Here is a 13,016-nt window from a genome sequence, read left to right as displayed (position 1 = left end):
CTTTTTAAGCGCCCGTTCCAACTTTTTTCGGGATGATGAGTTCAGCCTTGTCCGAGCCGTGACGAGGGAGTGACGGACTGACCGTCCTTTTAACTGCTTCCAATAAGCCCGAAAATCTAATAACATCTCGGGAGTGGAGATGCCTAGATAAGGTTTAAATATTCTGTGCATATGCACAAAACTGGTGGTAGCATGGAGGAGATTTACAAGCCCATATGGGTCAGCATAATCGGCAACGTCCTCCTCGCGGTCATAAAGCTCATCGTCGGTTTTCTCTACTCGAGCATAGCTCTTATCTCGGACGGCGTTCACTCCCTCAGCGACGTAGTCACGAGCGTCGCCGGCTACTTCGGCATAAAGGTGGCGTCAAAACCTCCTGATAAAGACCACCCCTTCGGTCACTCCCGCTTCGAGCCGCTGGTGGCCTTCCTCATCGGTGAGGCCCTGCTCGTCGTTGCCTATGAAATCGGAAAGGACTCCCTCCTGAGGCTCCTCCACGGCGAGACGATAGAAGTGAACTCGGTGATGCTCGGGGTTACAATCGTTTCAATCCTCGCGAAGGAACTGATGTTCCGCTACTCCGTCTACGTGGGCAGGAAGCTCAACAGTCAAATCCTTATCGCCGACGCCTATCATCACAGGAGCGACGTTTTGAGCAGTGTCGCCGTCTTAATCGGCCTCGGCCTCCAGAAGTTCGGCTTCCAGTACGGTGACGCTTTGGCCGGCCTCATCGTCGCGGTCTTCCTCGTTAAGGTTTCGCTTGAGATAATCCTCGAGAACGTCGGCTACCTGACCGGACGGGCACCTCCCTTCGAGATCTGCGAGGAAATCAAGAGGCGCGCTCTAAGCGTCCCTAACGTCCTCGGAATCCACGATTTGAGGGCCCACTACGTTGGGAGTAAACTCCACGTTGAGCTACACGTCGAGGTTCCGCCGAACCTGTCCCTGAAAGAAGCCCACGACGTCAGCGAAGAGGTGAAAAAGAGGATAGAGGAAATCCCCGAAGTGGATAGGGTCTTCGTCCACGTGGACATCAAGGGGGTTACTAAGTAGCTTTTTCAAAATCACTTAAATCAAAGACCAGATATCCCATTTCTTGGAGTTCCTCTTTTCCTTCGATTCCTCTTGCGATAATGCCGTAGTGCTTTTCTCCCCTCGGGCCGAGTTTGGCCGATTTTTTCTCAAGCCGTTTGAGAACCTTCTCTGCATCTCTCGCGCTCATATCCTTCCACTTGACTTCAAAGAAACCGGCTTCACCGCTCAGGCTGTTCAGAGCTACCAGGTCGATTTCTTCTCCCCTGTCCCACCATCTTCCAATCTTCGTGAACCTGAATGGCAGAACTCCCTTCCGGTTCAGTCTTATCAGAAACTCCTTCCCAACGCGCTCAAAGACCTCACCCAAATACCTGTTGAAATCCTCCCTAAAATCCTCGAAGCTTATTGCCCCAATCTCAATGTCGTCTCGGTAGGGGTAAACAAAGCGGAGCCAGAAGCGGTAGTAGAAGTCCTTGACCCTGTAAACACCGAACCGCTTCCTTTCCCTCACCGTTACAGGGAACTCCTTGTAAACCAGATCGAGGGTCTCAAGGGTCTTTAGATACTTTGGAAGGTTCGTAACGGCAACCCTGGTCTCGTTCGCGATTTCAGTCAGCTTGGTCTTCCCGTCGTTTATGGCCTTGAGGATGTTGAGGTAGACGGTTGGCTCCCTCAGCTCGTCTTTCAGAAGTCTCTCCGCGTCCTCGTAGAGAACGCTGACCCTCCTGTAAAAGTTGCGCTCCACGTTCTCCTCGACGCTTATGGAATCGTCGTAGTAGTGCATGTATGCTGGGATTCCGTCTATCGTGCCGTAGACCTTGACCAGCTCCTCCCATGAGTAGCGGGGAAACGCTTCCTTCAGATGGAAGAACCCCAGAGTTGAGAGCTTAATCTGGGCGGTTCTCCTCCCGTAGAGCGGGTTTTTGTAGCTCATCAGGCTCTCCATCGTTGAGATTGACGAGCCAAGGAGAATCAGCATTATCCTCGAATCCTTGAGAACCTCATCCCAGATGTACTGAAAGACAGAGGGTATTGACTTATCTTCCTCGACCCAGTACGGGAACTCGTCTATAACAAAAACGAGCTTTCCAAAGGCAGTAACTTTCTCAAAGAACTCCTCCAGAGTTTTTGCTTCGATGAAAACGTTAAACTTCCTGTTGAAGTTTTTCACGAGCCTCTCAAGCTCGAGCTCCATCGGTTCCTTCCTTGCGAGGAAGTAGAAGGCTTTCTTACCCTTTATGAACTGTTTGACGAGCTCCGTTTTTCCAATTCGTCTCCTGCCGTAGATGAGGACGAAGTGCGCCCTGTCTTGGCTGTAGAGCTCCTCAAGGGCCTTCAGCTCTTCCTCACGGTCGATGAATTTTAATATCATGATATTTAATATCGCGTTATTAATTTAAGCCTTTCGCACAATCTCCCCCAAATCCCCCAAAAACTCCTCCAGGTGCTCCCGCCTCACGTGGGGCATGAGAACAATTCTGATGTAGCCCCTGTGCGCGCTTATCCCCCAGCCCCTCCTCTTCAGCTCCTCCTCGACCCACTCAAGGTTCTCAGTGCCGAAGGAGACGATGTTGAGAACCGGCTCGCGTATGAGGTAAACGCCGGGTATCTTCTTCAGCTCCCCCGCAAACCACCGGCTCAGCTCCATGGCCTTTCTGACGATTTCCTTGTAGCCCTGGAAGCCGAGGTGCTTGATCATCGCCCACACGGCGAGAGCGTTTGCCCCGGGCCGCGTTCCAGTTATGGTAGCCTGCCATATCCTTCCTCCGGCTAAGTAAGGGGCCAAAACGCTTATCGCGTCCATGTACCTCTTCTCCCGGAAGATTATCCCGCCCGCTGGAATCGGCACCATGCCCATCTTGTGGGGGTCTATGGTTACGCTCTTCACGCCCTTTAAGCGAAAGTCAAAGTCCGGGATATCGTAGCCTAAAGCCTTAGCAAAGGGAATGACGAAACCGCCAAACGCCGCATCTACGTGGAGCGGGAGCCCGTAGTCCAGAGACAAATCGCTCAAAGCCGGTATGTCGTCAACCACCCCGAGGCCCGTCGTTCCCGCTATGCCGACGATGCCTATCGTGCTGTCCGTAATCTTCCCCTCAACGTCCCTCACGTTGACGGTGTAATCATCGTTCAGCTCCGCCCAGACGAGCTTAACTCCCAGCATCTCGCCGGCCTTGATGAAGGAGAAGTGGGCGCTTTTCGGAAGAATCAGCTCCGGTTTCTCCACCTCCGCCAAGTTGCGGAAGGCCCTCACCGCTAGGATATTCGCCTCCGTCCCGCCGGAAACTATGTGTCCGTAGCCCTTCTCAAGGCCGAGGAGGTTGGAGAGCATGTCAACGGCCTCTTCCTCGATTTTCCTGCTTCCAACGTGAAGCCCCGGGTCCCCGAGGTTTCTGTCTATGAACTCTGTGATGATTTTAACGGCGAAGGGATGGGGATTGGTGCACATCGAGCCGAGTATCTTCCCCGAGTCGAAGGTAAGATCCTCTCTCGTCTTTTGTCTTAACTCGTCGAGCACTTCCTCCTCGTCCATGCCCCTCTCTGGAAACATGCTCCCACCGGTTGGCGGTCTCAGGATGATGATTTAAGCTTTTGCCTTTTGATGTAGGCCTTGAAGAAAACTGGAGTGGTTAGAGCGGTCAGCATCGACACTATTATGACGCTCGCGAAGAGCCCCTGGTCTATCAGCCCCGCGTCGAGGCCGAAGGTCAGTATCGCCAGTTCGAGGCTTCCCCTGCCGCCCATTCCTATTCCGATCAGTATGGAGTCGTTCCAGCTCAGGCCGAGCGCTTTGGCACCTAATCCGCAGCCGAGGAGCTTTCCGAGAACGGCGGAGAGGTAGAGGCCGCCTATGAGCGCGAGGTTGACCTGGTTCAGTGGCGGGTTGAACATCAGCCCGACGTAGATGAAGAACAGCGGCATGAAGAACTCGGTCAGAACAACTTCGAGATCCTCTATGAGCTCGTTGAGCTTTATGCGGGTTATTATCAGCGGGTCCTTCCTCTCGCGGAGCCTGCTTATCATGAGCCCCGCTAAGTAGGCGCCGATTATCTGGTTGAGCCCGACGTTCTCCGCTATTATCGCGAGCAGGAAGGTGAGGATGAGGGTGAACGTGAAGAACACGTTGAGGTTCTTTACGACGTTCTTGAACCATTCCGCCTTCTTGAAGACGACCTCCGAGACGAGCAGGGCGATGGCTATGAAGGAGAATATCTTAACCGTCAGCACTCCAAAGGCCTGGACGTCAAGGCTGCCCTTGGCCATGGCCGTCACTATGCCTATGAGGTAAACGGCGAGGATATCGTCGGCAAAGGCAGCCCCCATGAGTATCGACGAGACGACGCGCTTTACCCTCTCCTTCACGAGAACGCCGCTCGTGACCTCTATTGCCGTGTTTCCCAGGGTTACCCCGACGAAGATCGCCGCGGAGAGGGGTTTGCCGAAGAACTTCACCGTCAGGAAGCCGAGGACGAAGGAGGCGAAGACCCCGAGCACCGCCACGAGGACGGCCCTCTTCGTGTTCTGGGCTATGGCCGAGAAGTTGCTCGTGAGGCCCATGTAGAGCATCATCATTATAAGCCCGAACTCCGCGAGAACGTTGAGATCCCCGCTGGGCTCAACGACTCCCAGGAGGAAGGGACCCAGCACTATCCCCGCGAGCACGTGGGCTATTATGGGGTGTATCTCAACCCTCTCGAAGGCCCATTCGAGGCTCTTAGCTGTGACGAGCAGAATAGCTATCGCCGCCAGGAAGTCCACTTCATCCCCTCCTTGCCAGCAGGGCCCCTATTATCCAGAGAACCATCAGAACGACCGCCAGCAGAGCGGCCAGCGTCGCCCCCCGCCCGGTTCCGAAGACTATCGGGATTGGGCCGATCATTATGACCCCGCCGCCCTCGACGTCACCTCCGAGGGCCGAGATCAGGGTCCCGATGAATACCAGCAGGAAGCCCGTGAATATCAGCACGATACCCGTCAGCACGAGAGTTTCTCCCCTCATCATCAGCCCCTCGGGGCAATTTCCTTTTAAATCTGCCGCTAGGCTTTTAACCCCTATCCTCCCGATTGGAGTGGAGGGGTTCGATGCTCGTAATAGTGGACCTCGATGACACCCTCTGCACAACATGGGATGCCGGAAAGAGGGTCCTTCTCCGGGTTTTCGCGTACCTCCTGAGGAGGGGCAAGTTCAGGATGCTGAAGTATCTGCTGCTTCAGAGTTACAGGGAGCTGGAGGACGTTGAGGTCGTGCACAGGATGGACGTTGAGGGTATCCTCGAGGAGGTTTTCAGAAGGGTGTACGGGGAAAATAGAGTTGAATGGTTCTCCGAGATGCTGGAGCTGGTTGACAGGACGTTTTTTTCCAGCCTCAGGCTTTATCCCGATGCACTTCCCTTCCTTAGGAGCCTTAAGGGGATGGGCGCCAGAATCGTCCTGGTTACGGATTCATCCTCCCGATGGCAGAGGAGAAAGGTGGAGCACCTCGGTATCGGGGACTACCTCGATGGCATAATAATCAGCGGCGAGACCGGTTACTCCAAGCTGAACCCCCACAACTTCAGGCTGGCCCTCTCGATGTTTCCGGACGATGAGGTCTACGTGGTTGGTGACAGGGACGAAACGGACATGGCCGGAGCCAAGGCCATCGGGGCAACCGGGATACTGGTGAGGAGGGGCTACTTTCGGCGCAGGCGGGTCAGAAACGCCGATTACATCGTCGGGAACCTGAACGAGGCGCTGGAGGTGATAAGGCGTGAACACGAGCTTAAGAAGCGAGCTGAAGCGTAAGGCCCTCCACCTCACCGGCCTTGTTGTACCGGCACTGTACCTCCTGACCGACAGGGAGTTCACGCTCACCTTCATAGCTACCGCCTTCGCGATATTCGTCGTCCTCGAACCCTTCAGGATAATCGAGGAGCTCAGGGACAGGATAAAGCTGAGGCTCAGGCTGATTAACCCCGACGTTGTTACTGGCATTGAGGTTCTTGAGCGGCACGTGATGGACATAGAGCGCGAGCACGAGCGCTGGGGCGTTGCGGCCCATATCTACTTCACCCTCGCCTCCCTCATCGTGGTTTACTTCTTCAGCGAGAACGTGGCGATAGCGGCCGTCTCGGTGGCTACCCTCGGGGACGCAATGGCCGCGATAATCGGGAAGAACTTCGGCAGGCACAGGTTCCCCAACGGCAAGAGCCTCGAGGGCAGCCTTGCCTACTTCCTCAGCGGGCTGCTCGTGATATACCCCCTTCTCGGCGTTAAGCTCGCGGTAGCGGGTGCCCTCGTGGGGACTCTCGTCGAGTTCTACGGCCTGCCCCCCGACGACAACTTTTCAAACCAGGTCTGCGTGGCGTTCTCGCTCTACCTATTCTCCCTGCTCTGAGGGAGCAAAGTATTTATAGCCAAACTGCTGTATCACCTTTAGTGATAAGTACGGGTGGTTGCCATGGTCAAGTTCATCTTCGGGATACACAATCACCAGCCCCTCGGAAACTTCGGCTGGGTTTTTGAGAGCGCCTACGAAAAGGCCTACGGGCCCTTCATGGAGACGCTTGAGGATTACCCGGGGATGAAGGTCGCCGCTCATTACTCCGGTCCCCTCCTTGAGTGGCTCCTTGAGAACCGGCCCGAACACATCGACCTTCTCAAAAGCCTCATCAGGAAGGGGCAGCTCGAAATCGTCGTGGCAGGCTTCTACGAGCCAGTTCTGGCTTCCATCCCCAAGGAGGACAGGATAGAGCAGATCAACCTCCTCAAGGACTTCGCGAGGAAACTCGGCTACGAGGCAAAGGGCGTATGGCTCACAGAGAGGGTCTGGCAGCCTGAGCTCGTCAAGAGCCTCCGCCAGGCCGGTATTGAGTACGTCATCGTTGATGACTACCACTTCATGAGCGCCGGTCTGCCGAAGGAGAGCCTCTACTGGCCCTACTACACCGAGGACGGCGGCGAGGTCATAGCGGTTTTTCCAATAGACGAGAGGCTGCGCTATTTGATACCGTTCCGCCCCGTTGAGAAAACGCTGGATTACCTCCACTCCCTCGACGATGGGGACGAGAGCAAGGTCGCTGTTTTCCACGACGACGGCGAGAAGTTCGGCGTCTGGCCCGGGACCTACGAGTGGGTTCACGAGAGGGGCTGGCTCAGGGAGTTCTTTGACACCGTTTCGAGCGACGAGAGAATTATCCTTACCCTCTACTCCGAGTACCTGGAGCAGTTCAGGCCGAGGGGCCTCGTCTACCTGCCGATAGCTTCCTACTTTGAGATGAGCGAGTGGTCCCTTCCGGCGGAGCAGGCGAAGCTCTTCGTCGAGTTCGTCGAGGAGCTCAAGCGGGAGAACAAGTTCGACCGCTACCGCGTCTTCGTTCGCGGTGGAATCTGGAAGAACTTCTTCTTCAAGTATCCAGAGAGCAACTACATGCACAAGAGGATGCTGATGGTTAGTAAACTCGTGAGAGACCTTCCGGAGGCGAGGCGCTTTATTCTCAAGGCCCAGTGCAACGACGCCTACTGGCACGGCGTCTTCGGCGGAATCTACCTCCCGCACCTCCGCAGGGCGGTATGGGAGAACATCATAAGGGCCAACACCTTCGTTTCCACTGGAAGCTTCGTCAGGGACATTGACTTCGACGGCAGGGAGGAGGTCTTCCTCGAAAACGAGGCCTTTTACGCGGTCTTCAAACCGAGTTACGGCGGGGCCCTCTTCGAGCTCAGCTCAAAGGGGAAGGCGGTCAACTACAACGACGTGCTCGCGAGGAGATGGGAGCACTACCACGAGGTTCCTGAGTCAGCAACCCCCGAGGACGAAAGCGGGGAGGGAGTGGCGAGCATCCACGAGGTTGGAAGGAAGATTCCGGAGGAGATAAAACGCGAGCTGGCCTACGACAGTTATATGAGGGCAATCCTGCAGGATCACTTCCTGAGTCCCGACGCAACCCTCGATGATTACTATCTCGCCCGCCACATCGAGCTCGGCGACTTCCTTACCGGCGCTTACGACTTCTCGACCTTCGACGGGGGAATCACCCTCGAGCGCGATGGAACTGTCCTGGGCGCCCCGGTTAGGGTCGAGAAATCCTTCCGCCTCACGGAGGACGGCTTCATCGTCGACTACACCGTCAGGGGCGAAGCAAAGGCTCTCTTTGGCGTCGAGCTCAACTTGGCGGTTCACAGCGTCATGGAAAGTCCAGAAGAGTTCGAGGCTGAGAGCTTCGAGGTGAACGATCCCTACGGGATTGGAAAGCTTGAAATCGAGCTGGATAAAAGGGTGAGGGTGTGGAAGTATCCGATAAAGACCCTCAGCCAGAGCGAGAGCGGCTGGGACTTTATCCAGCAGGGCGTCAGCTATACCGTTCTCTTCCCTCTTGAGGGGGAGCTGAAGTTCAGGCTCCGCTTTAGGGAGCTCTGATATTCTCCCTTTTCAAACAAAAAAAGAAGAGACCTCGGATAGGGCGGCCCTCATCACGTCTCAGGGCCCGAAAGTCTCCTCATCGGTTCAGCTTGAAGTCTATCGGCTTCTCAAGCCTCCAGAACCTACAGAACGAGCAGACCTCACCGCTCGACGGCATTCCGCAGACCCTGCACTCCCTCAGCTCCGCCTCCTGGAGCTCTGCCTCGAAGAGGTGCTTCTTCCGCAGGAAGCCCTTGACGAAGTTGATTTTCGTCCCGGGCCTCTTCTCCTCCATCTCGTTGAGTATCTCCTTGTACTCAATCGTCGTCGCTCCGACCGCGTGCGGGCACTCCTCCATCATGTAATCGATGCCGTTGGCGAGGGCGTAGGCAACAACCTCCCTCTCGGTGACCTCGTACAGCGGTTTGACCTTCTTCACGAGCTTGCCGTTGAACTGGCTCGGCGTCACCGGCCCCTGCTTCGCCAGGTACTGCGTGTTCCAGTGCATCATGTTCGAGAATATAAAGCTCGCCTCGTCGTCGAGGTTGTGGCCGGTCGCTACGGCGTCGAAGCCGTTGTCGTAGGCGAACTTGTTGAAGATGTACCTCTTGGTGAGCCCACAGTAGGAGCACGTTGGCCGTCTCGTCCTAACTTCCCCGATTCCCTTCCCGAGGAGCTCCTTAACGCGGACGATGTGGAGCGGAACGCCTAAGGCCTCGCACTGCTTTTTAGCATAGCTCTCGCTCTTCTCGCTGTACTCGCCGATGCCGAGGTTTATGTGGAGGCACTCGATGTTGTAGCCGAGCTTCTTGAGGATGTAAGCGGTAACGGCCGAGTCCTTTCCGCCGCTGACAACGACCAGAACCCTCTCGTCCGGCTTGAGCATTTTATACCTCTCTATCGTCCGCTTTACCTTTCTCTCGAAGTACTCCCTAAAGTGCTCCTCGCAGAGGTACATTTTTGGGTAGTGGAGCTTGATGAAGGCCGGTTTCTCACAGAACTTGCATCTCATCGGCATTTTTCCCACCGGTCTTTAGCTCTCCCGGCACGTTAAAAGGCTTTGCACCGGAAGGCTTTTTAACGGCCGGCTCAACTTCCACCGGTGGAATCAATGGGAGCGCTCTCATCGATGTTCTGGGCCCTGTGGTACGTCCTTCCCGCGTACTTCGCCAACGCTTCCCCAGTTCTGCTCGGGGGAGGCAGGCCGATAGATGGTGGACGGAAGTGGCGTGACGGAAACCGGATTCTGGGAGATGGAAAGACGTGGAGGGGTTTCTTCGGCGGAATAACCGTCGGCACTCTGGTTGGGGCCGTTCAATATTACATAACCCCCGCCTTCTACGGTTCCCTGAAAACGGCCATCTTACTCGCTTTTCTGCTGTCCTTCGGCGCCCTCGTCGGCGATCTCGTGGGGAGTTTCATAAAGAGACGCCTGAACCTTCCGAGGGGGTACCCTGCGGTTGGCCTGGATCAGCTGGGCTTTCTGATAAGCGCGCTCGCCTTTGCCTATCCCGTGAAGACTGTATCCTCCGGCCAGATGCTGTTCCTCCTGATATTCACGCCGCTCGTCCACTGGTCCGCCAACTACTTCGCCTACAGAATGGGCTGGAAGAGCGTTCCCTGGTGACAGTTTCGCCCACTCAACTTTTTAAACCCATCCCCTCAGCTGGCATCGATGGTCAGGGTTCACGTCGAGAGCTACGGCTGCTCAAGGAACAAAGCTGATGGCGAGATAATGGAGGCCCTTCTTCTGAAAGCGGGCCACGAGTTAGTCGAGACTCCGGAGAACGCTGACTACGTCGTCGTCAACACCTGCGCGGTTAAAGACCCGACAGAGTTCAAGATGGCGAAGAGGATTAGGGAGCTCCTCGATTCTGGAAAGAAGGTAATAGCCACCGGCTGTCTCGTCCATGTCAATCCCGATGCAATAGACCCGCGCGTCTCGGGGATTCTGGGAGTTAAAAGCATAGACAGGATCGCCGAGGCGATTGAAATCGCTGAACGTGGGGGAAAGCTCGTCAGCGTGGAAGGCTGGCGGGAAAGAAACCCTGACAAGCTCGAACTTCCACGCCTCTGGAAGCCCGGCGTCGCCTTCGTCGTCCCCATAAGCGAGGGCTGCCTCAACGCATGCACCTACTGCGCGACGCGCTTCGCTCGAGGAGTTCTCAAGAGCTACAAGCCGGAACTCGTCGTCAAATGGGTTAAGGAAGCTCTGGCGAGGGGCTACCGGGAGATTATCCTGTCGAGCGAGGACACCGGTTGCTACGGCTTCGACATCGGGACGAACTTGGCTGAGCTCCTCGACGAGATAACGGCCATCGAAGGGGAGTTTCGCGTCAGGGTCGGCATGATGAACCCCAACCACGTCCTCAAGTTCCTCGACGAGCTGATTGAGGCTTACCAGGACGAGAAGGTTTACCGCTTCCTCCACCTGCCGGTTCAGAGCGGCGACAACGAGATCCTGCGCAGGATGGGCAGGAACTACACCGTTGAGGAGTTCAAGGAGATAGTTCGTGCCTTCAGGAAAAAGATTCCGGAATTGAACCTCAACACCGACATCATCGTTGGCTTCCCGGGGGAGACTGAGGAAGCCTTCAGGAACACGGTCGAGCTTGTAAAGCGGATTAAGCCTGACAAGATCAACGTCTCCCGCTACTCGGCAAGGCCCGGAACGATAGCGGCAAGGTGGAAGCAGTTACCCGGCTGGCTCGTCAAGGAGCGCTCAAGGGAACTCCATCGGCTCCGCCTCCAGATAGCCTACGAGATAAACAAAGCTTACGTCGGCAGGACCGTTGAGGTTCTCGTCCACGGCCCGGGCAAGAAGGGCGGAGTTGAGGGCAGGGCCTTCAACTACAAGGATATAATCCTCGACTCCGGCGAGGCGGGCAGCTTGGTCCGGGCAAAGGTCGAGCGAGCCACCGCGACCTACCTTATCGGCAGGGTCGAATGAATTTTTTACACTGACCTTTTCGTTCATTTGAAAATTATCCGGAGCTATTCAGAGTTTCTCTGGCTCCGTCTAATGAGGTCTGGAGATTGGCCGGATTGAATCATGCCCCTTGGAAATTTTACAATCCATTCGAGAAAAAACGTTAAATATCAAGGACGCGTAAAATTTGGAGAGAATCCAATCGAGGTGATGGAAATGGATAGGAGGCTAAAAAAGGCCCTTCCCCTGCTGGGGGCGCTGGTTTTCCTGATGGTGGGAGCGGCGCTGGCTGTTCCGAGCATTACTGTGAACGTTCAGGGCATCGGTGCAGGTAGCAATGCAGTCCAGAATCCAATTCAGAGCGTTGATATAAAGTGGGATCTTAACCCCACGAACCCGGATTTACTTGATAACCTTAACATCACCATACACCTTAACACAACGGTTGCTTCAAGTTTGAGCTCAGGAACACTTTACATAAAATTCTATGAAGGTTCAACTCCGCACGTTTACAAGTATGATATTACATCGACTATAAACGATGGGGACACTATACAAATATCTGGCAGTGATGTTGCTAGTACTCTTGGTGTAACGTCTAATGACTTGGAGAGTATACTACCTAAAATAGACAGGATCGCGGTAGTCTACCAGGGATCGTAACCCGGTGACCCCTGATGCCAAAGCGCCCTAACATCTTTTCCATTTTGTCGGCCCTTTTTCTCGTCATGACCCTTCTCGTTGCGGTTCTGCACTTCGTCTTTGGCTTCCAGTACGTGGTGGTTCTTACTGACTCGATGGAGCCCAAAATACACCCCGGTGACCTCGTTGTCGTGTACCCATCCAAGGACGTTCAACCTGGTGACGTCATTCTCTACCGGATCGAGATCGGCGGAACCGAATACCGCATAATCCACAGGGTCGTCGCCATCAGAACGGATCAGGAAGGGAGGATCTACTACGTGACGAAGGGCGACAACAGGAGGTACGTCGATCCCTGGCGGGTTTATCCGGATCAGGTTCTTGGGAAGCTGCTCTTCGTGATCCCCCACGTCGGGAGGCTTTACTACTACCTGCCCCTGATAATAACGGCCCTGATACTGAGCCTTATGGCCCTGATCGGCTACGAACTCGTCAAGATCCTGCTGGAAGAAGAGGAAAAACCATCAAGAGAGCCCCTCTATGCCCTCAGGCGTTCGAGGGACATGTACATGCTGAGGCGCTCGAGACGGCCTGGCAGGGGGCGGTTCTGATCACCACTTGTCCTCGGGGATGGCCTCTTTCTTGGCCGGAATGAGGCAGAGGAACTCGAAGGTGTCAGTTAGGGCCTTGTAGCCATGGGGCTCGTTGGGCGGGACGTAGAGGAAGTTCCCCGCTTTAACGTGGTGCTCCTCCTTCCCGTTGGTTATTATCCCCTCGCCCTTCATGATGAAGATCTCGTGCTCCCAGTCGTGCTGGTGTATCGGAATCTCTGAATCCTTCTTCATGACGAAGTAGCGCATGGCGAAGTTCTTGGCGCCAAGCTTGGGGTAGACGAGCCACCTTATTGTTACCCCCTCAAAGCCGGTCTCCTCCTCGGGGACATCGAGGTAGTGTCCGACGAACATGGTATCACCGTTCTAACTTCTCGATCCCGTATTTAGACTTTGTGCATACCAAACCCTTTTAATC

At 55.2% G+C, this 13,016-nt stretch carries 14 protein-coding genes; 8 read left to right on the top strand and 6 right to left on the bottom strand.

Features of this window, described 5'->3' with window-relative positions; genetic code table 11:
* The first annotated feature begins 192 nt into the window (after positions 1 to 192).
* On the top strand, positions 193 to 1,053 hold the full coding sequence (locus TAM4_RS07880) for a cation diffusion facilitator family transporter (RefSeq protein WP_014122710.1): 861 nt from the start codon (positions 193 to 195) through the stop codon (positions 1,051 to 1,053).
* Here the strand turns inward: TAM4_RS07880 and TAM4_RS07875 are convergent.
* From TAM4_RS07875 to TAM4_RS07860, 4 genes are read right to left on the bottom strand one after another with little or no spacing between them, the layout of a single operon-like run.
* A complete protein-coding gene (locus tag TAM4_RS07875; protein WP_014122709.1) occupies positions 1,046 to 2,407 on the bottom strand; it encodes an ATP-binding protein in 1,362 nt (453 codons plus the stop codon). The two genes, TAM4_RS07880 and TAM4_RS07875, sit on opposite strands and share 8 nt — an antisense overlap.
* A 24-nt stretch (positions 2,408 to 2,431) precedes the next feature.
* Positions 2,432 to 3,586, bottom strand: a complete 1,155-nt coding sequence (mfnA, locus tag TAM4_RS07870) for a tyrosine decarboxylase MfnA (protein ID WP_014122708.1) — start codon at positions 3,584 to 3,586, stop codon at positions 2,432 to 2,434.
* Positions 3,587 to 3,606: 20 nt separating this feature from the next.
* Complete coding sequence (locus TAM4_RS07865) at positions 3,607 to 4,794, bottom strand: cation:proton antiporter (protein WP_014122707.1); 1,188 nt, start codon at positions 4,792 to 4,794, stop codon at positions 3,607 to 3,609.
* 1 nt (position 4,795) lies between these two features.
* Complete coding sequence (locus TAM4_RS07860) at positions 4,796 to 5,035, bottom strand: DUF131 domain-containing protein (protein WP_048150370.1); 240 nt, start codon at positions 5,033 to 5,035, stop codon at positions 4,796 to 4,798.
* 83 nt (positions 5,036 to 5,118) lie between these two features.
* Here TAM4_RS07860 and TAM4_RS07855 point away from each other — a divergent pair, with 83 nt between their 5' ends.
* The 3 genes from TAM4_RS07855 (at position 5,119) to TAM4_RS07845 (ending at position 8,434) form a co-directional block, all read left to right on the top strand.
* A complete protein-coding gene (locus TAM4_RS07855) occupies positions 5,119 to 5,820 on the top strand; it encodes an HAD family hydrolase (protein ID WP_014122705.1) in 702 nt (233 codons plus the stop codon).
* Complete coding sequence (locus TAM4_RS07850) at positions 5,786 to 6,412, top strand: diacylglycerol/polyprenol kinase family protein (protein WP_014122704.1); 627 nt, start codon at positions 5,786 to 5,788, stop codon at positions 6,410 to 6,412. Before TAM4_RS07855 ends, TAM4_RS07850 begins: the two co-directional genes overlap by 35 nt.
* Positions 6,413 to 6,475: 63 nt before the next feature.
* Positions 6,476 to 8,434 carry an alpha-amylase/4-alpha-glucanotransferase domain-containing protein gene (locus tag TAM4_RS07845; RefSeq protein ID WP_014122703.1) on the top strand — a complete coding sequence of 653 codons (1,959 nt, stop codon included), beginning with the start codon at positions 6,476 to 6,478 and terminating at the stop codon, positions 8,432 to 8,434.
* 79 nt (positions 8,435 to 8,513) lie between these two features.
* On the opposite strand, the gene TAM4_RS07840 is transcribed toward TAM4_RS07845, so the two are convergent.
* Positions 8,514 to 9,428, bottom strand: a complete 915-nt coding sequence (locus TAM4_RS07840; protein ID WP_048150984.1) for a TIGR00269 family protein — start codon at positions 9,426 to 9,428, stop codon at positions 8,514 to 8,516.
* Positions 9,429 to 9,527: 99 nt separating this feature from the next.
* Here TAM4_RS07840 and TAM4_RS07835 point away from each other — a divergent pair, with 99 nt between their 5' ends.
* The 4 genes from TAM4_RS07835 (at position 9,528) to TAM4_RS07820 (ending at position 12,598) form a co-directional block, all read left to right on the top strand.
* On the top strand, positions 9,528 to 10,043 hold the full coding sequence (locus TAM4_RS07835; RefSeq protein WP_014122700.1) for a CDP-2,3-bis-(O-geranylgeranyl)-sn-glycerol synthase: 516 nt from the start codon (positions 9,528 to 9,530) through the stop codon (positions 10,041 to 10,043).
* A 48-nt stretch (positions 10,044 to 10,091) separates the two neighbouring features.
* Complete coding sequence (locus TAM4_RS07830; protein ID WP_014122699.1) at positions 10,092 to 11,366, top strand: tRNA (N(6)-L-threonylcarbamoyladenosine(37)-C(2))-methylthiotransferase; 1,275 nt, start codon at positions 10,092 to 10,094, stop codon at positions 11,364 to 11,366.
* 189 nt (positions 11,367 to 11,555) lie between these two features.
* On the top strand, positions 11,556 to 12,008 hold the full coding sequence (locus TAM4_RS07825) for a hypothetical protein (RefSeq protein WP_148258658.1): 453 nt from the start codon (positions 11,556 to 11,558) through the stop codon (positions 12,006 to 12,008).
* 14 nt (positions 12,009 to 12,022) lie between these two features.
* Positions 12,023 to 12,598, top strand: a complete 576-nt coding sequence (locus TAM4_RS07820) for a signal peptidase I (protein WP_048150363.1) — start codon at positions 12,023 to 12,025, stop codon at positions 12,596 to 12,598.
* On the opposite strand, the gene TAM4_RS07815 is transcribed toward TAM4_RS07820, so the two are convergent.
* Positions 12,599 to 12,952 carry a cupin domain-containing protein gene (locus TAM4_RS07815; protein WP_014122696.1) on the bottom strand — a complete coding sequence of 118 codons (354 nt, stop codon included), beginning with the start codon at positions 12,950 to 12,952 and terminating at the stop codon, positions 12,599 to 12,601. It abuts the gene before it with no gap.
* Between the last annotated feature and the right edge of the window lie 64 nt (positions 12,953 to 13,016).

The organism is Thermococcus sp. AM4, from assembly GCF_000151205.2.
Lineage (GTDB): Archaea > Methanobacteriota_B > Thermococci > Thermococcales > Thermococcaceae > Thermococcus.
The sequence above is the reverse complement of the archived record's forward strand: the minus strand, read 5'-3'. Positions and strand labels throughout refer to the sequence as shown.

Coding starts and splice junctions, on each gene's coding strand:
- TAM4_RS07855 (WP_014122705.1), top strand. CDS start 5,119: ATGCTCGTAATAGTGGACCTCGATGACACCCTCTGCACAACATGGGAT.
- TAM4_RS07840 (WP_048150984.1), bottom strand. CDS start 9,428: ATGAGATGCAAGTTCTGTGAGAAACCGGCCTTCATCAAGCTCCACTAC.
- TAM4_RS07815 (WP_014122696.1), bottom strand. CDS start 12,952: ATGTTCGTCGGACACTACCTCGATGTCCCCGAGGAGGAGACCGGCTTT.
- TAM4_RS07845 (WP_014122703.1), top strand. CDS start 6,476: ATGGTCAAGTTCATCTTCGGGATACACAATCACCAGCCCCTCGGAAAC.
- TAM4_RS07875 (WP_014122709.1), bottom strand. CDS start 2,407: ATGATATTAAAATTCATCGACCGTGAGGAAGAGCTGAAGGCCCTTGAG.
- TAM4_RS07820 (WP_048150363.1), top strand. CDS start 12,023: ATGCCAAAGCGCCCTAACATCTTTTCCATTTTGTCGGCCCTTTTTCTC.
- TAM4_RS07830 (WP_014122699.1), top strand. CDS start 10,092: ATGGTCAGGGTTCACGTCGAGAGCTACGGCTGCTCAAGGAACAAAGCT.
- TAM4_RS07835 (WP_014122700.1), top strand. CDS start 9,528: ATGGGAGCGCTCTCATCGATGTTCTGGGCCCTGTGGTACGTCCTTCCC.
- TAM4_RS07825 (WP_148258658.1), top strand. CDS start 11,556: ATGGAAATGGATAGGAGGCTAAAAAAGGCCCTTCCCCTGCTGGGGGCG.
- TAM4_RS07860 (WP_048150370.1), bottom strand. CDS start 5,035: ATGAGGGGAGAAACTCTCGTGCTGACGGGTATCGTGCTGATATTCACG.
- mfnA (WP_014122708.1), bottom strand. CDS start 3,586: ATGTTTCCAGAGAGGGGCATGGACGAGGAGGAAGTGCTCGACGAGTTA.
- TAM4_RS07880 (WP_014122710.1), top strand. CDS start 193: ATGGAGGAGATTTACAAGCCCATATGGGTCAGCATAATCGGCAACGTC.